The sequence below is a fragment of the Undibacterium sp. GW821-FHT11B02 genome (assembly GCF_058808955.1).
Map to the genome: position 1 here is coordinate 104,121 of NZ_JBXASD010000013.1, position 17,764 is coordinate 121,884.

Annotated in this window: 19 protein-coding genes and 1 riboswitch; of the genes, 6 read left to right on the plus strand and 13 right to left on the minus strand. The window is 49.0% G+C overall.

All coding sequences use genetic code 11. The annotated features are described in order from the left end of the window. A complete protein-coding gene (locus tag AC1RVX_RS24380) occupies positions 1-873 on the plus strand; it encodes a class I SAM-dependent methyltransferase (RefSeq protein WP_493219177.1) in 873 nt (290 codons plus the stop codon). Positions 874-1,107: 234 nt separating this feature from the next. Next, entirely contained in the window at positions 1,108-2,565 is a 1,458-nt protein-coding gene (locus tag AC1RVX_RS24385) for a Ppx/GppA phosphatase family protein (RefSeq protein ID WP_493219178.1), read from the plus strand. 77 nt (positions 2,566-2,642) lie between these two features. On the opposite strand, the gene AC1RVX_RS24390 is transcribed toward AC1RVX_RS24385, so the two are convergent. Then, a complete protein-coding gene (locus AC1RVX_RS24390; protein WP_493219179.1) occupies positions 2,643-3,152 on the minus strand; it encodes a hypothetical protein in 510 nt (169 codons plus the stop codon). Positions 3,153-3,307: 155 nt separating this feature from the next. Next, positions 3,308-5,428, minus strand: coding sequence for a TonB-dependent siderophore receptor (locus tag AC1RVX_RS24395; RefSeq protein WP_493219180.1), 2,121 nt, complete (start codon positions 5,426-5,428; stop codon positions 3,308-3,310). Between the two features lie 67 nt (positions 5,429-5,495). Further along, positions 5,496-5,595: riboswitch (TPP riboswitch) on the minus strand. A 194-nt stretch (positions 5,596-5,789) separates the two neighbouring features. On the opposite strand from AC1RVX_RS24395, the gene AC1RVX_RS24400 reads away from it, so the two are divergent. Beyond that, positions 5,790-6,314 carry a hypothetical protein gene (locus AC1RVX_RS24400; RefSeq protein WP_493219181.1) on the plus strand — a complete coding sequence of 175 codons (525 nt, stop codon included), beginning with the start codon at positions 5,790-5,792 and terminating at the stop codon, positions 6,312-6,314. A gap of 45 nt (positions 6,315-6,359) precedes the next feature. On the opposite strand, the gene rarD is transcribed toward AC1RVX_RS24400, so the two are convergent. From rarD to AC1RVX_RS24455, 11 genes are all read right to left on the minus strand, one after another. Continuing rightward, positions 6,360-7,268 (minus strand): EamA family transporter RarD, encoded by a 909-nt coding sequence (rarD, locus tag AC1RVX_RS24405; protein ID WP_493219182.1) that lies wholly within the window; start codon positions 7,266-7,268, stop codon positions 6,360-6,362. Positions 7,269-7,351: 83 nt separating this feature from the next. Further along, positions 7,352-8,269 (minus strand): cobalamin-binding protein, encoded by a 918-nt coding sequence (locus tag AC1RVX_RS24410; RefSeq protein WP_493219183.1) that lies wholly within the window; start codon positions 8,267-8,269, stop codon positions 7,352-7,354. Continuing rightward, complete coding sequence (gene panC, locus AC1RVX_RS24415; RefSeq protein ID WP_493219184.1) at positions 8,269-9,108, minus strand: pantoate--beta-alanine ligase; 840 nt, start codon at positions 9,106-9,108, stop codon at positions 8,269-8,271. Before panC ends, AC1RVX_RS24410 begins: the two co-directional genes overlap by 1 nt. A gap of 57 nt (positions 9,109-9,165) precedes the next feature. Continuing rightward, on the minus strand, positions 9,166-10,023 hold the full coding sequence (locus AC1RVX_RS24420) for a segregation and condensation protein A (RefSeq protein ID WP_493219185.1): 858 nt from the start codon (positions 10,021-10,023) through the stop codon (positions 9,166-9,168). A gap of 34 nt (positions 10,024-10,057) precedes the next feature. Beyond that, the gene (locus AC1RVX_RS24425) at positions 10,058-10,267 is read right to left on the minus strand and encodes a DUF3460 family protein (protein WP_493219186.1); all 210 of its coding nucleotides are present in this window, start codon (positions 10,265-10,267) and stop codon (positions 10,058-10,060) included. 132 nt (positions 10,268-10,399) lie between these two features. Beyond that, complete coding sequence (locus AC1RVX_RS24430) at positions 10,400-10,981, minus strand: LOG family protein (RefSeq protein WP_493219187.1); 582 nt, start codon at positions 10,979-10,981, stop codon at positions 10,400-10,402. After that, positions 10,978-11,649: a TetR/AcrR family transcriptional regulator gene (locus AC1RVX_RS24435; RefSeq protein WP_493219188.1), complete on the minus strand. Its 672-nt coding sequence runs from the start codon at positions 11,647-11,649 to the stop codon at positions 10,978-10,980. The genes AC1RVX_RS24430 and AC1RVX_RS24435 overlap by 4 nt, the downstream gene beginning before the upstream one ends. A 62-nt stretch (positions 11,650-11,711) precedes the next feature. Further along, complete coding sequence (locus tag AC1RVX_RS24440; protein ID WP_493219189.1) at positions 11,712-12,230, minus strand: RDD family protein; 519 nt, start codon at positions 12,228-12,230, stop codon at positions 11,712-11,714. Between the two features lie 4 nt (positions 12,231-12,234). After that, positions 12,235-12,948 (minus strand): DUF3106 domain-containing protein, encoded by a 714-nt coding sequence (locus AC1RVX_RS24445; RefSeq protein WP_493219190.1) that lies wholly within the window; start codon positions 12,946-12,948, stop codon positions 12,235-12,237. Positions 12,949-12,950: 2 nt separating this feature from the next. Continuing rightward, entirely contained in the window at positions 12,951-13,367 is a 417-nt protein-coding gene (locus tag AC1RVX_RS24450; protein ID WP_493219191.1) for a DUF3619 family protein, read from the minus strand. Then, positions 13,364-13,936: an RNA polymerase sigma factor gene (locus AC1RVX_RS24455; protein ID WP_422986216.1), complete on the minus strand. Its 573-nt coding sequence runs from the start codon at positions 13,934-13,936 to the stop codon at positions 13,364-13,366. Before AC1RVX_RS24455 ends, AC1RVX_RS24450 begins: the two co-directional genes overlap by 4 nt. Before the next feature lie 539 nt (positions 13,937-14,475). Between AC1RVX_RS24455 and AC1RVX_RS24460 the strand changes: the two genes are divergently transcribed. From AC1RVX_RS24460 to ilvC, 3 genes are read left to right on the plus strand one after another with little or no spacing between them, the layout of a single operon-like run. After that, positions 14,476-16,191 (plus strand): acetolactate synthase 3 catalytic subunit, encoded by a 1,716-nt coding sequence (locus tag AC1RVX_RS24460; RefSeq protein ID WP_493219192.1) that lies wholly within the window; start codon positions 14,476-14,478, stop codon positions 16,189-16,191. Then, positions 16,191-16,682, plus strand: a complete 492-nt coding sequence (gene ilvN, locus AC1RVX_RS24465) for an acetolactate synthase small subunit (protein ID WP_162059361.1) — start codon at positions 16,191-16,193, stop codon at positions 16,680-16,682. The genes AC1RVX_RS24460 and ilvN overlap by 1 nt, the downstream gene beginning before the upstream one ends. A 54-nt stretch (positions 16,683-16,736) precedes the next feature. Then, entirely contained in the window at positions 16,737-17,753 is a 1,017-nt protein-coding gene (gene ilvC, locus AC1RVX_RS24470) for a ketol-acid reductoisomerase (RefSeq protein ID WP_423037080.1), read from the plus strand. Positions 17,754-17,764: the final 11 nt, after the last annotated feature.

The following is a 17,764-nucleotide window of genomic DNA, read 5'->3' on the forward strand; positions in this document are numbered from 1 at the left end:
ATGAAAAAGACCGGTACTAAAGTGCCAGAAACGCAAGAAACTAAAGAGAAGCATGAAATACGTCCTGGTCAGTCTCTGGAATTACTGAAAGAGCTGCATATACTGACGCGTGATGGCAAGATGAATCAGGATAGCCGCCGCAAGCTCAAGCAGGTGTATCACCTGTATCAGTTTATTGAACCCCTGTTGCTGAAACTGCAGCAAGACCATGCGGACATCAGCCTGGTGGACCATGGCGCGGGCAAGTCTTATCTGGGTTTTATTTTGTATGACCTGTTTTTCAAGTCTGCACAGGCGCAAAGCAAGGCCAGGATTTATGGCATAGAAACCAGAGATGAACTGGTGCAGCGTTCGACCGAGCTGGCACAAAGGCTGGATTTTCCCGGTATGTCTTTTCTGAATTTGTCGGTTGCCGATTCGATTACATCAGATGCCTTGCCTGAAAAAATTGATATCGTCACTGCTTTGCATGCCTGTGATACGGCTACCGATGATGCCATTCAGTTTGCGCTGAAGAAGAAGGCACAGTTTATGGTGCTGGTGCCTTGTTGCCAGGCAGAAGTGGCGGCCGAGTTGCGCAAGGACAAGGGCGAGGCGGTACGCAATAACCCGCTGTCGGAACTGTGGCGTCATCCCATTCATACACGTGAATTTGGCAGCCAGATCACCAATGTGCTGCGTTGCCTGCAATTGGAAGCGCATGGTTATCAGGTCAGGGTCACGGAACTGGTAGGATGGGAGCATTCAATGAAAAACGAGTTGATCGTGGCCGAATATAAAAACCTGCCAGCAAAGCGCCCGGCGGAGCGTCTGGCAGAGGTCTTGAAAACCACAGGGCTGGAAGCCATGGGAAGGCGTTTCTTTGTGCAATAGTCTCTTATTCAGGACTTACGCAAAATTGCCCCAGCAAGGCGTCGGTGACGAAGGCAGTACATTGGTACTTGGTCTTGTAAATGCGGGAGCTGCAACGCAGCTGGGGCGGTTTTGCGTAAGTCCTATTATTGTGACATATTGCAAGTTGGTCACTGTCAGGTCATAAAAAATGATTAATATCATTTATGCTTAATTCAGTTCAATCATCATTATCATCAATAAAGGATAGAAAACATGCTGGCCGCCGTTGACTTGGGTTCCAACAGTTTTCGCATGCACATCGCCCGACATGAAGGCGATGTCATTAAAGTCGTTAAAAGTGCGCGCGACCCCATACGTCTTGCCGCAGGCCTGGATCGTAATGGCAACCTGACGCCAGACGCGATACAAAAAGCAGTTTCATGCCTGGCGCGCTTTCGGGAAATTCTGGATGCTTATCCGGTAGAAAATCTGCGGGTTGTCGCCACCAATACTATACGCATTGCAAAAAACGCCACGCAATTATTGCCGCTGGCTGAAGCAGCAATTGGCTGCCCTATCGAAGTGATATCGGGTGAGGAAGAGGGCCGCCTGATTTATATGGGTGTCTCGAATGCGGTGGCAATTCCTGGTGAACGCCGGCTGGTACTCGATATCGGTGGCGGTTCAACCGAGGTGATATTGGGCCATGGTCACGAGATTGCCAGGGTTGAATCTTTCAGCATAGGTACCGTTAAGCACAGTGCCAGTTTCTTCCAGGATGGTCGTTTGACTGATGCAGCTTTTGAAGCTGCGATCTTGTCTGCCCGCTCCATGTTTGAAGATTCTGCACCACCGTATCAGCCTCAGCACTGGCGTAAAGCTTATGGGTCTTCCGGTACCATGCGTGCCATTTCAGACGCTATCGGCAAAGGTGGTTTGGGTGACGGCACACTGACACTGAAAAATCTCAATCTGCTCAAGCAATATTGTGTGCAGACCGGGCAGATAGAACAACTGGAATTGAGCGGTATCAAACCTGAACGGGTCGCCATGGTAGTGGGTGGTCTAGCCATCCTGATAGGCTTGATGACGGAATTCAATATCGCCATCTTGTTGCCGGTAGAAGCCGGTTTGCGCATGGGGGTAATGTGGGATTTGTACCTGCGCGCCACCAAGCGTGACCGTCGTGAAGTCGCGGTGCAAAGCATGGCGCAGGTGTTTCATAGTGATTTGTCGCGTGCTAACCGGGTGGCAGATATGGCGAAATCGCTCTACCTGCAATTGAAACCATCGTCGGAAATTTATACACGTCTGCTGCAATGGAGTGCCACTCTGCACGAAGTCGGTATGGTGATATCGCATACCGGCTATCACAAGCATGGTGCTTACATGATAGAAAACGCCGACATGGCAGGTTTTACCACGCGCGAACAAAGAGTGATGAGCAAGCTGATTCTCAGTCAGAAAGGCAATTTGCGCAAGATCGGTGACGGGTTGGCAGATGTGGATTTTGCCAAGGCCGTGCTGGCCTTGCGTCTGTCAGTCATGCTCATGCATTCACGTGCAGAGATTGACTTTGAAGATATCCGCCTGAAGATGAAGGGCAGGGTAGAGCTGGAAATGAAACGCGACTGGGTCAGTGTCCATCCAACAGTGGCCTACTGGTTGCAAAAAGAAATTGAAGCCTGGCGAGAGATCGGGATAGATTTCTTGGTCAGGGCGAATGTGTAAATTTTTTCGTCAGCCATATTGGCAATTCCTTGCCCTGTAATTTTATTTGGGCAAGGATGCAATGTTATCAAATTCAATCAAATGCAATCAGCCACCATCAATGACCTGAATACACGTCCCAGTAATTTTCCGGATTTATCATAGGCTTCAAATAATACCGTGCCGCCAAACTTGTTTGGTTTCGCGCCCAGCATGTCATAAAAGTGGATCTTGCTGACTGCTTTTAACGGAAATGAAACGATAGCCAGTTTCCCCAAATGCGGGTCGTGTTGCAGTTTGTGGATATGGATAAGTGATACTTCCGCCTCATTGAGTTTGCGATAGGCAGCTGAATTCGGATCGGTGTCATAATCAAGATCGCTGGATACAGGATACACTTTCATCCTGATGTCTTGATTGACTGCCTTGCCATCGATTTTCCCGACCAGTGTTCCATCAGTCAATTTGTCAATTTGTATTTCAAATTGACTGTTGCCATTGCCAAAATCGGGAAAACTGGCGTGGCATTTTAAAACTTCTTCCGCACTCGCAAGATTGACTAGCAGGGAGCTTGCGATAGCAAAAATATACTTGAACGTATTCATCATGCCTGGTCCTTTTGGTTAAATGCCAGGTTCAGGATGACATAGTCTGCGTGTGACGCCACGCATTGCTTGCGAAGTATTGAATATCAGTACCAAAGGTAATAAAAAACCCGATGCCAGATTTATCTGGCATCGGGTTTTGAACGGCGTAAACCGTATCAGAAATCGAATTGCGCTGACACTTTGTATGTACGTGGCGCACCAGGGAATAAATAACCACCCAGTGATTGCGTCACATCACGCCAGTAGAATTTGTTCAGAGCATTGTCGATATTGAAGCGCAACGTAGTTGCCGTACCGGCTATTTGTGTGGCGTAGCGTGCGCCGAGGTTGATGACGTGGTAACCAGGTACTGTGACGCTGTTATCCGGGCTGAATACCTTGTTGCCTGCATACTGCCAGGTTGCGTTCAGATTCAGGCCACGGATGTCGGCAACGGCATAATCAACATAGACAGAAGACTTTAATTTTGGCACGTTCATGACGCGTTTGCCATCCAGTTCCGCGATACCAGTGTCTTGCTGCTTGGCGTCCAGCGCGGTCATGCTGGCACCAATGTTCCATTGCGGAGCCAGCTTGCCCTGTACTGACAGTTCCAGGCCGGTATGCAGTGCTTCACCATTGCTGACGTAAGTATTGCTGCTATTGATGTATTCCAGTGGTTTTTTAATGCGGAATACAGCGGCAGAAATGCTCAGGTCGCGTTGCAGGTCAGCTTTGGCACCGATTTCAAACTGGGTTGATTTGGCAGGGTCCAGCATCTTGTTTTCATTGCTGGTGCCAAATGGGGCGATACCACCATGTTCCAACCCTTCTGCAAAACTGGCGTAGAGCGACCATTGCTGTGCCGGTTTGAACACGACAGCAGCGCTGGATAGCAATTTGTTTTGATCATAGCCAGGGTTATCGAATTGGCTGCGCGAGATATGCAGTTGACGCAACCCTAAGTGCAGTTTCAGATTATCTTGCAGGCTGATGATGTCTTGTACAAAGGCAGACCATTCCTTGTCAGTACGGCGCAGCAAAACCGGGCCGGTCTTATTGGTAGACGAAGGAACCGTCACAGGGTGGAATAAATTGCTGCTACCCACATAGTCATACACGTAGTCACCAAAATAATCTTTACGTTGTGAATTGCTGAGACCGATGGCGAGTTCATGACGTACAGAGCCAGTCGTCAATTTGCCGTTCAGCAGCGCCTGGCTGCCGCGCATTGATTTTGATTCATTAACGCTTTGGTAGTCATACACATCATAATCGCCATTTGCGCAATAACCAGGGTAGAGATTCGCTGCACCACAACCATAAGGGAAGGCTGTGTAATCGTCACGTTTGAATTCATGTTTGTTGGCAGACAGGCTGGCTTGCCAGTCTTTGTTGATCTGGTATTCAAAACGCAAACCCAGATTGCTGTTGCGTGTATCCACAGGTTTGGCCCAGGGCTGTGCATTCAGCATCAGGTCTGCTGGCACACCGCGTGGCAAATCCGTGCCATTGAATAATTGAAAACCAGGAACCGACAACTGCGATTTATGCTGATAATCAGCATCGATCTGCAACAACGCCTGCGGTGTGATATGCCAGTCAAATGCAGCGGACACGAATTGGCGTTCACCATCTGCACCTTTGACATAAGAACGCAAGCGCTCACCTGCAGCATTGATGCGGAAACCAAACTGGCGGTCGCTGGAATAGTCGCTGATATCTGCTGCGCCATACAGCGTGCCACGTTCACTGATTTCCAGGTTGACCGAGCGCAGCGGTGCACTGGTCGGACGTTTGGTCACATAGTTGATGATACCGCCCGGTGTAGCAAAACCAGCCTGGAAACCGGCGATGCCTTTAAGTATTTCTATACGCTCCTTGTTTTCCAGCGGGATAGAGGCATCACCAGGAATGGCGAAACCATCCTTGCGGTAGCTGGATGAATTATCGAGGGCAAAGCCACGTATCGAGAATTGTTCGGCATAGCCGATGGCGTTGTAGGCATCATTCACGCTGGCATCGAATTTCATTGCATCGGTGGTCTGGCGCACGCGCAAATCCTGCATCTGGCTGCTGGTCATGACATTTACCGAGAAAGGGGTATCGACCAAGGCTGTTTCGATAAAGCCGGATGCCTTGCTGCGCTCTGCTTTCACTTCGGAAGTCTTGTTGCCTGTTACCACGACTTCAGGCAGAGATTTATCTGCGGTTTGGGCATATGCCTGCGGCAATAAGGCAAATGCCTGTGCAATGGAAAAAGCCAGCAGGGCAGGGCGAAATGGTGTATCAGACATGGTTTGCTCTTTATTTGCTATTTAATGCGTTGCGGATGACAGCGCGGGAGCAAACAAAGAAACGGACAGACGGGACTTTGCGCTTCCCTTCGCTGGCATTATCCAGATCAGGTAGAAGGGACTCTCTCACCCGGAAACGTTTGTTTCCAGGACCCCTAGCGAAGCCGGTACTTTAACATGAAAGCGGGCAGCAGGACTTGAACAGTGATCTGGTGTGCAGTGGAATCTTGATGTTAATTAAAAAAATACTATTTTCCCAATTAATTGTTGAAATACATACATGTATAACGTGCATGTATAATCGGCAAATAATGTCTGTTCAAATAACCATTTATACACACTTCAACATCTCAATCTCAATATGTTTACATCCAATTTTCAGCGCTTGGGTTTAATTTTTTGCCTGTTCGGCGTTACGTCAGTCTTTGCTCAAGAAGGTGCATCTGCGCCGGAATATACGCTTAAACGCGAGAATGACTCAACTGGCTCGCGTATCCGTCAAAATGCTGTGACTGGTATGAAAGTACCTGCCAATAAATCTTATGCTGAGTTGACTAGCGAGCAAAAATCCATTGTTCGTTCATTGTATGAACATCTGGATGAAGCGGATGAACCACCTTATCCATTAAAAGGCACCAAAGCAATTCTCAGTGCGATTTCGAATGCCCAGGATGTACTTCATCTGCAAGGGGATTTGTCTGTCTTTGTCGAAGTCAATGCAGATGGGACACCAAATGCTGTTGGTGTGATGAAATCGCCGGATGAAAGGATGACAAACCTGGTTGCGACGGCATTGATACAGGAACGATATAAGCCTGGTCTGTGCAAGGGGACACCGTGCAAAATGCAATTTCCCTTACGCATCAAATTAAGCACAACAAGATAAACACTAACCCTGCATGAGTGCAGGGTTTGTAGACGCTGTTTGATCTCAATTTCGACTTTGAACAGCTGGTTTTCCAGGGCTTTCATATGATCTGAAATTACGCCAAAGTCCTTCGCAAGAATACACTACCAGAGCAGCCCAGATAGCAATAAAGCCAGCCAGTTTGTTCGAGTCAAAAGGTTCGTGATACAGCCATACACCAAGCAGTAACTGAACCAATGGTGACATGTACTGCAACAAACCCAGTGTGGTCATGGGAATGCGTCTTGCACCGGCGGCAAACAACAGCAGCGGAATGGCGGTGATGGGGCCACTGATCATGATCAGTATTTTGATATCGATGTTGCTGCTGACGAAGGTATTCTGGCCATGCATGCCCATCCAGATCAGGTAGCCAAAGGCGAAGGGGAACAGCAGGGCAGTTTCCAGCGACAGACCTTCCAGTGCACCCAGCGCCGAGGTTTTGCGCAACAGGCCATAGGTACCAAAGGTGGTCGCCAGGATCAAGCCTATCAACGGCAAATGGCCAGCCTGCCATGTCAGCCAGGCCACGCCACAGGCTGCCAGTGCAACTGCCAACCATTGCATTGGGCGCAGGCGTTCACGCAGCCATACTGAGCCGATGAGAATGTTGACCAACGGGGTAATAAAATAACCAAGACTGGCGTCGATGATATGACCATGATTGACTGCCCAGATATACACAAACCAGTTGGCTGACAGCAGCAGAGCGCTGATGGCAAAACCACCTATCAGTTTGGGTTGTCGTGCAGCTTCACTGATCCATGACCATTGCTTGCGCCAGGTCAGTACACCAAACAGGAATAGCAGTGACCACACCATGCGATTGAGTAAAATCTCCAGTGCAGGTACTTCATGCAGGGCTTTGAAATAGATAGGGAAAAGGCCCCAGAGAAGATACGCGGAGCCTGCAAACAAGATACCTTTACGCATTGATGCCAATCAAAATAAGAAAGCCCGGCAGAACAGGCGAGACAGCTATTATCGCCTTAAAGCGGATTGCTTGCTTTTCACAGTCATTTTGATTTGGCTGTTTGTATGTGCTTGCACAGTGCTTCGGTACCGTCGAGTATGCGTGGTCCGGCACGATTGAGCCAATCACCGTTGACGGCATAGAAGTTATTTTTTTTAACTGCAGTCAGAATGGGGAATTGTCGCCAGTCGGCCAAAGCTTCCACATTGTCACCGCTGGTCAGCATCATGTCGGGGTTGGTCGCCAACACTGCTTCAGTAGTAATGGTGGAACTGAGTTCCTTCAATTTGCCAAATACATTTCTGCCGCCGCACAGGCGTATTGCGTCTGACACCATATGATGATCATTGAGTGTCATCAGCGGCCTGCGCGCCATCTGGTAAAACACACTGACCGGGGTTGCTGATGCTGGCAAGGCGTAGGTCTTACGCAAATTATCCAGACGCAGGCGGAATTGTTGCGCAGCAGCTCTACCTACCGCATCTGTGCCTGCCAGTGTTGCCAGCCGCTCTATTGAGGTCGCCACCATTTCAAAATCATGGGGTTCGCTTTCAAAAACGGTGATGTTATTACTGCGTAATTTGTTGGCGAGTATCCTGGCATTGCCGGTCCCCCAGATGATGACCAGATCGGGTTTCAGGGCCAGCAGGCGTTCCAGGTCCAGGGCAAAGATATTTCCTATTGAAGGCAGTTTTTTTGCGGCTTCCGGATAATCGCTGTAGTCAGTGACGGCAACAATTTGTTTGGCCGCACCGGCTTCAAACAATAATTCGGTAATGTGTGGCGCCAGACTGACGATGCGTTGCGCCGGTTTGGCTACGGTAACCTGGCGTTGTGCATCATCAAGTACGGTGATGGCAGCTTGTGCCATATCTGTAGCAAAAACACCAGCAAGCAGCGCCAGCGTACCTGCGGCGTACAAGCGTTTCAGCGCAGGTGTTACGGCTTGCAGAACGCGCATCAAATTTCCAGATTGTCGATCAGGCGGGTACCGCCCAGTTTGGCCGCAGCGACGACTACCAACGGTGCTTGCTGGGCAATGTCACCGGCAGACGGCGGTTGCAGATCGGCGCGTTTGCGGATGGAAATATAATCCGGTTTCCAGTGACGTGCCGCCAGTCTGGCCATGGCTTCACGCTCAAGTTCGAACATATCCAGATGCCCGGCACGCACTTCAGCGGCGACTTCATTCAGGGTCTGGTACAGTGCTGGTGCTTCAGCACGTTCTGCTGCTGACAGATACATATTGCGGGAGGACAGCGCCAGACCATCGTCTGCCCGGTAAGTTTCTGCCGCGATGATTTCAGTCGGCAGTGCGAATTGTTTGCTCATGTTACGGACTATCATCAACTGTTGATAATCTTTTTTACCAAACACCGCAACACGTGGCTGCACGCATGAAAACAGTTTCAGTACGACCGTGGTGACGCCAGTAAAAAAACCGGGACGGAATTCGCCTTCGAGGATATTGCCCAGATCATCTGGCGGACGCACGCGGTATTCTTGTGGTTCTGGGTACAGGTCTTTTTCTGTCGGTGCAAACAAGACATAGACGCCTTCTTTTTCCAGCTTTTCTACATCGGCCTGGAAAGTACGCGGATATTTGTCAAAGTCTTCGTTAGGGCCAAACTGCAGGCGATTGACAAAAATCGATGCAACAACTGGATCGCCGTGTTTTTTTGCCAGCCGCATCAGGGATAAGTGCCCCTCATGCAGATTGCCCATCGTCGGCACAAATGCAGTACGCAATTGTCCGCTTAGCTGGTCGCGCAATTCTTCAATCGAGGAAATGATTTTCATGATGCAGTTCTATGTTAATGAATAGGTTGGTGTTAGTGCAAATGGATGACGCACAAATCAGGCTGGTGAATAGGCCAGGCGCACATAAATCGGCGCAAAGGCTTCGGCCTGCGTGATTTCTATCAGCGTTTCCTTGGCCAGTTCAAGCAGGGCGACAAAATTGACGACCAGCACAGGCGCACCCCGGCTGGGGTCAAACAGATCAGAGAATTCTACAAATTTGGCCGACTGCAATTTACGTAAAATGCCAGTCATGTGTTCGCGGACCGATAACTCTTCCCGGCTGATTTTATGATGTGCCACCAGCGTTGCCCGTTTCAGTACATCGGCCCAGGCAGACTGCAAATCGGCAATCTCTACATGGGGCCAGTGCAGGACGGTATTTTGTTCAATGAAAACCTGGGCATGCAAGAAATCGCGTCCCAGCTGTGGCACAGCATTCAGGTCATAGGCCGCCAGTTTCATTTGCTCATATTCAAGCAGGCGGCGTACCAGTTCGGCACGTGGATCGTCCGCTTCATCGCTGTCAGCACTTTTATTCGATGGCAGCAGCATGCGTGATTTGATTTCAATCAGCATGGCAGCCATCAGCAGGTATTCTGCAGCCAGTTCCAGATTGTGTTTGCGTATCTGATCAACATACTGCAGATATTGCAAGGTGACTTGCGCCATTGGAATATCGAGGATGTTGAAGTTTTGCTTGCGTATCAGGTAAAGCAGCAAATCCAGTGGCCCTTCAAATGCTTCCAGAAAAATTTCCAGCGCGTCGGGCGGGATGTAAAGATCAGTAGGAAGCTTGAACAGTGGCTCGCCATATAATTTGGCAAAGGCTAGCCCATCAACAACATCAGGTGTGCTGTCAACGGCACCAACCAGTGGCAATTCGGTTGGCGGTAACACATTGGTGGTTGTCACAAGCTTCTCTGTCTACAGACGGGTGTGGGCGGTGTTAGCCCTTGTTTTGATAAACGTAAGCTTGTTGATTGACGCGGGATTCGAGTTGACGCTTTTGGGTATCGAGATCAACCGGTGTCTTGTCCCACAGCAGGGCACGGCCATCGCGCTGGCTTTGTTCCAAAGCAGGATTGGCCTTTTTCAGGTCTTTGATGAAGTTGGTTGCTTCGGATTCGTACAGCGGGAATTGCTTGGAGAATTTCATAATTTGAAATAAACACTAAAAGGTCGGGGAAAAGTCGCATTTTACTCCGGTTTTGACCGGGAAACGGCTTTTGCCTGTGAAGTAAGTCTTCAGATGATGCCCCAGACGAGGTTTCAAATCATGCAATGGATGTCACAGGTCTTTGACATCCAGCCATTTTTTGACATGGACAGGGCGGTATTGGGCAAATTTTTGCAAGAGACTGGTGGCGTCATTGTCGATATGTAACAGGTCCAGATGTGCCGCCCGCAAGAAACCTTGTTCTACGGTATGCAGCAAGAAGTCATGCAGCTTCTGGTAGAAATTATTAATATTGTATAAGCCAATCGGTTTTTCATGAAAGCCCAGTTGTGACCAGGTCAGGACTTCAAACAGTTCTTCAAACGTGCCTATGCCACCGGGCATGGCAATAAAGGCATCCGACAAGTCTGCCATCATGGCCTTGCGTTCATGCATATTACTGACGATGTGCAGTTCAGTCAGGCTGGTATGACCAACTTCCTTGTCCATCAATGCCTTGGGGATGACGCCGGTGACTTGTCCGCCCAGGCGCAATACTTCATCAGCAATAATGCCCATGAGGCCCACATTGCCGCCGCCATAGACCAGGCGCAATTGCTGGCTGACCAGTTGTGCCGCCAGTTGCCTGGCACCGGCTGCATAGTCAGCCGTGATGCCGGGTGAAGAACCGCAATAAACGCAGACTGCTTTCATGCTGGATTTATCTTTCGGAGGTAATCTTGCGAAAGTTTTTCAAAGACATTTTTAGTTTCGCCACGCAAATAGGGGCTGATCAGCACGATCACCTGATAGCAGCCACGCGCCAGCGAGTCAGACATGGTCTGTAATTCGGTATATTTGCGAGGATTGCGTACATATTCATACGAAAGCCAGTAGGTGGCTACTACCACCATATTAGTTGCCAGGGCGTCGATATCGATATCGCTGGCTTCAAACTCGCCATCGGCGCGCAGGCCATTGCATAGCTCGGTTGCTACCTTGATCTTGTGTGTGAGGATTTGCTTGAAATTCAGTTCCAGCTTGCGATTTCTGGACAGCAGGTCATTGAGGTCACGGTAAAAAAAGCGATAACGCCAGACCAGTTCAAATGTCAGGTGCAGATAGGTCCAGATATCCTGGATATTGGCCTTGCGGCCTTCAGGAAAGGCCAGTTTTTTGTTGATTTCCATTTCAAACTGGGTAAAGATGGAATTGACGATATCATCTTTGTTGCGGAAATGGTAATACAGATTGCCGGGGGAAATATTCATTTCCTCCGCAATCACGGTTGTGGTGATGTTTGGCTCACCGAATTCATTGAAAAGGCGCAGGGATAATTCCAGTATGCGTTCCCTGGTGCGACGAGGAGCTTTGTGTTGCATGTCATTCTTCTCGATAAACTATTTCATAAGAATAACATTGAAAAGCCAACATCAAAAGCAGATCAGGTTTCAGAACTCGGTTTGAGTTCATTTTCAGCAGGAATGTGAATCAATCGCGTCTTGGCAAGTTTGTCGTGCAGAAACTGTCCATGTTTGTCCAGGCGGACTGTCATGGCCCAGCCAATGATGCCAGCGGTGACGACCAATACCATCGGCCATTCTTTCAGGCCAAGCTGATAATTCAATGCCATGGCGGGCAAAAACCACATCCATGCCAGGCAATAACGCACGATAGCTTTCACCACAGGCAACTTGCCACCATCCAGATCTACTGCCTTGATGCGCCAGGTCTGCATAGCAAGCGTCTGACCGCTGCGGCTCCAGCAAAAGACAAAGTAAGCACCAATGACCAGAAATAGCCAGAACTGGCGTGCATGACGCAATACCAGGGCATGCCGGCTTTGCGTCAATACATCAAAAATCCAGTCGGACACAAAAACAATGCCAAACAACAGCATTCCTTCATAGACCATACAAATCAGGCGACGACGCAATAATGGAGCAGTAAGTTCAGAATTCACAGATTTATTTGGCAGGGCCCTGAGATACGGTCGCGCTGGCAGGTGCAGCGTCTATTACTGTCGCTACAGACGCCGGGGCAGGTGCCGCAGAAATGGCAGGTGCTGAAGCAGCGGCTGGCTGTTGGGCCAATGGCGCAGCTATTGGTGGCTTGGCCTTGACTGTGGTAGCTGGCTGGGGACCAACTTTGATCGGTGCCAGGATTTTTGGGTTTTTCAATGCTTCAACCGGAAGATTGGTAACGCTTTTCTTTTTCTGGGTTTCAGAAGCCAGGCGTTTTTTCTCTTCTTCGCTCAATTGCTGGTATTGCTGCCACTGGGCAGATTTGTGTTCCGGTTTGAGCTGGGTGGATTTTGCATAATTTTCACGTGCTGCCATGCGTTGTTCTGGGGTCAGTTTAACCCAGTCACGCATACGTTCCTGCAATCTGGCTTGCTCATCCGGCTTCATCGCAGCATAGCGATTGGCGATTTCCAGCCATTTTTTCTTGCCCAGTTCGGACATCCTGTCCCATTCAGGGCTTAACGGGGTCAATGCCTGCTTTTGGGTGGGGCTGAGTTCTGTCCATAAAGGTTTGGCATAGCTGGAACTTGCTGCGCTATTGGCAGGTTTGACGTTTGTTTGTGGTACAGGCGTAGCGTTACCACCGGCAAAAGCCGGTGATAATGAGAAAAATACAACAGTAAGGCAGAGCAAATCTCGCATTAAGTGCAACGTCACGCCTATTCCTCCGTTTTGTTCAGATAGGCAGTGAATCCGGTATCAACATAGGCGGCAGGCGGCAATTCATCCACCAGAACGGCAGTATCAATATCTGCCAGCTCGTTGATGTTTTGCTGTTGTTCATATTCGTAAATGCCTATCAGACCGGCCACCAGTACCAGCAGTGGCAGGACGATACCGAGTTTGCCCAACCAGGAGCCGGGTCCCTGGAAAGAGAAGCCGGAATTGCCGGCAAACACGCCTTTGAATGCCAATACAGCAACAGGAGATTCCTGTTTCTTGCGTGCCATGGCCATTTTACGAGCCTGTGCTAACCTATCCAGTGTTGGCGCAGGAAGACTTTCTGCTGATTCATTCAGCGCCCGTCTTACCTTGTAAGCAAATTCAAGGTCTTTCGCTTCTTTTGAATAATTCATAGGTGTATTCCTTTAGCCTTTAGTGTGACGGCCAACGCGTGTGTTGCCCTGGAACAGTGTGTTTTGACGCTGCCTTCTGAGCAACCCATTGCAGCGGCGGTCTCCGCTACATCCATGTCTTCCCAATAACGCATGAGGAATGCTTCCCGTTGACGTGCAGGAAGCTTTTTTATTTCTTCGTCAATGATATTCAGAACCTGCTCGCGCTCTATCTTGTCCGCACTGGATTCCGAAGCTTCTGTGCCTTCTTCTGCAGCGTAACTTTCCAATAAGTCAAAATTGTCATCATCCTGATTATTGGCTGGAGTAATGCTCGAAAACAGACTGACCCAGGTATTGCGTACTTTTTCCCTGCGGAAAAAATCCAGTATGGTGTTTTGCAATATGCGCTGAAACAGCATGGGCAATTCGGCAGCAGGCTTGTCGCCATATTTTTCTGCGAGTTTAATCATTGCTTCTTGAACAATGTCTAAAGCAGATTCCTCATTGCGGACGGTATACACGGCATGCTTGAAAGCGCGTCGCTCTACACCTTCCAAAAAGCTGGATAATTCTTTGTCTGTGGCCATCGTTGGCAGTTACGTTGCGCAGTTTTATTGTTTAAGCAGGCGCTGGTTCCTGATCTGATTGGACTTTTTAAGGAGGATGCCAGCGCTCAAAATTGCGCACATGCTAGCAAAAATACGCGTTCATGTCCTGTATTTCGTTGAAAATGATTTTTTTGATAATTTAATTTACCCGAATAAGTTGCTTTTTCCTGTGAATTTTCCTTGACCAAAATGCTGCAACACAGTACCTTGTGAGTCCGCTCCAAAATCTCGGGGTACAAAATACTTGTCTGGAACAGCTCACAATGCTGAAACCGACAAGTTCGCTTTAAGAAGCTGTTTGTTCTAACCCATGCCACAAGCGTGAGAAGTCTGTCGTTGTAAAGCCTTAATACTGATTGAACGAGTGCACTAAGCCTTGCCTGGCACCATATCCAACGGATGTGTAAAGGGTAATGTGACCGCACATAAAGGGATTTCAGCTTTCCGGTCTTACATGTCGATTTCGCCAGGAAAGAACATCCGATCAATCTCCTATGGACCTTGAAAGGACACAATTTATGAGTTCAGAATTTACAGGCGCAGAGATACTTGTCAAGTGTCTGGCCGAAGAGGGTGTTGAGCATGTGTTCGGATATCCGGGCGGTGCCGTACTCTATATCTATGATGCGATTTTCAATCAGGACAAGTTTCAACATATCCTGGTTCGTCATGAGCAAGCTGCGGTACATGCCGCTGATGCCTATTCCCGTTCATCCAATAAAGTCGGTGTGGCCCTGGTCACTTCCGGGCCTGGTGTTACCAATGCGGTGACTGGCCTGGCAACTGCTTATATGGATTCCATACCCATGGTGATCATTTCGGGTCAGGTTCCCAGTGCCGTTATCGGCCAGGATGCCTTCCAGGAATGCGACACCGTTGGCATTACCCGTCCATGCGTAAAGCATAATTTTTTGGTGAAAGACGTCAGGGACCTGGCCGAGACCGTCAAGAAGGCATTCTATATTGCAACGACAGGTCGTCCTGGTCCTGTGCTGGTAGATATCCCCAAAGATATCAGCATGCACAAAACCACCTACAGCTACCCTAAAGAAATCGAAATGCGCTCTTACAAGCCAGTCGATAAAGGGCATGCAGGACAAATTCGCAAGGCTGTGCAACTGTTGTTGCAGGCTGAACGTCCAATGATTTATACCGGTGGCGGCGTGATACTTGCGCATGCAGCGCCGGAACTGAATAAACTGGTTGATGCACTGGGTTTTCCATGCACCAATACCCTGATGGGTCTGGGTGCCTACCGAGCCAGCGATGAAAAATTCGTTGGCATGCCAGGCATGCATGGCACTTATGAAGCCAATATGGCCATGCAGCACTGCGACGTGCTGATTGCCATTGGCGCACGTTTTGATGACCGTGTGATTGGCAACCCGAAACATTTTGCTTCGCATCCGCGCAAGATCATTCATATTGATATCGACCCATCGTCAATTTCCAAGCGCGTCAAGGTTGATATTCCAATCGTGGGTAATGTCAAAGACGTGTTGCAGGAAATGTTGTCACAACTGAGTGCAGTTGAGACGCGTCCTGATCCCAAGGCGCTTGCCGCCTGGTGGAAGCAGATCAATGAATGGCGTGGTCGTGAATGCCTGAAATACCCGACTTCATTGGAAGTCATCAAGCCACAATCCGTTGTTGAAAAAGTCTGGGAAGTCACCAAGGGCGATGCCTTTGTGACCTCTGATGTTGGTCAGCATCAAATGTGGGCTGCACAATACTATCGCTTTGACAAACCGCGTCGCTGGATCAATTCCGGTGGCCTGGGCACCATGGGTGTGGGTTTGCCGTATGCCATGGGTGTGCAGATGGCCAACCCGGATGCGACAGTAGCCTGTATCACTGGCGAAGCCTCGATACAGATGTGCATACAGGAACTGGCAACTTGCAAGCAATACCACCTGACACCAAAAATCATTTTGTTGAACAACCGCTTCCTTGGCATGGTCAGGCAGTGGCAGCAGATTGATTATGGTTCACGCTATTCTGAATCGTATATGGATTCCCTGCCTGACTTTACCAAGTTGGTTGAGGCCTATGGTCACGTCGGCATGAAGATAGAAAACCCTGCAGACGTGGATGGCGCGGTGCGTGAAGCCTTTGCCATGAAAGACAGACTGGTATTCATGAATTTCATTACTGACCAAACCGAAAATGTCTGGCCTATGGTCAAGGCAGGTAAGGGGCTGACTGAAATGTTGCTGGGTTCGGAGGATCTGTGATGAGACATATTATTTCCATCCTTCTTGAAAATGAAGCCGGTGCCTTGTCGCGTGTGGTTGGTCTGTTTTCTGCCCGTGGTTACAATATTGAAACCCTGACCGTTGCACCGACTGAAGACGCGACCTTGTCACGTATGACGATCGTGACTTCCGGTTCTGACGACATCATCGAACAGATCACCAAACATTTGAACCGCCTGATTGAGGTGGTCAAAGTGGTTGACCTGACCGAAGGTGCGCACATAGAACGTGAACTGATGCTGATCAAGGTAAGAGCGGTTGGCAAGGAGCGGGAAGAAATGAAGCGCACCGCAGATATTTTCCGTGGCCGCATCATTGATGTCACCGAAAAGACCTACACCATAGAATTGACCGGTAATAAAGGTAAATTGGACGCTTTCATTGATTCAATTGACCGCACGGCAATTCTGGAAACGGTACGTACCGGTGGTTCAGGCATAGGACGCGGCGAACGCATCCTCAAGGTTTAAAAAAATACAGGCATTTGCCGTTTTATACAAAATACTTAATTATTAGGATACAAAATGAAAGTTTTCTACGACAAAGATTGTGATCTGTCCCTGATCAAAGGCAAAAACGTTACTATCATCGGTTACGGTTCCCAAGGTCATGCCCATGCGCAAAACCTGAATGATTCCGGCTGTAAAGTGACTGTCGCTTTGCGTAAAGGTGGCGCATCCTGGGACAAGGCAAAAAATGCCGGTTTGAACGTAGCTGAAGTTAACGACGCAGTCAAAGCAGCTGACGTCATCATGATTTTGCTGCCAGATGAAAACATCGCCCAGGTTTATGCTGAAAACGTTGCACCACACGCCAAACAAGGCGCAGTGCTGGCATTTGCCCATGGTTTCAACGTTCACTACGGTCAAGTTGTTCCACGTGCTGATCTGGATGTCATCATGATCGCTCCTAAAGCACCGGGCCACACTGTACGTGGTACATATAGCCAAGGTGGCGGCGTGCCTCACCTGATCGCCGTGTATCAGGACAAATCCGGTTCTGCCCGTGACATCGCCTTGTCGTATGCTATGGCTAATGGTGGTGGCCGTGCTGGCATCATCGAAACCAACTTCCGTGAAGAAACAGAAACCGATCTGTTCGGCGAACAAGCTGTTTTGTGCGGCGGCGCGGTTGAACTGATCAAAGCTGGTTTTGAAACACTGGTTGAAGCTGGCTACGCGCCAGAAATGGCTTACTTCGAATGTCTGCATGAATTGAAATTGATCGTTGATCTGATCTATGAAGGCGGTATCGCCAACATGAATTACTCGATCTCTAATAATGCAGAATACGGCGAATATGTGACTGGTCCTAAAGTCGTTACAGAAGACACCAAAAACGCCATGCGCCAATGCCTGAAAGATATTCAGACTGGTGAATACGCGAAGAGCTTCATCCTGGAAAACAAAGCAGGTGCACCGACTTTGATCTCCCGTCGTCGTTTGACTTCCGAACACCAGATCGAAGAAGTGGGCGCGAAATTGCGTGCCATGATGCCTTGGATTGCTAAAAACAAACTGGTTGATCAAAGCAAGAATTAATTGTTGACATC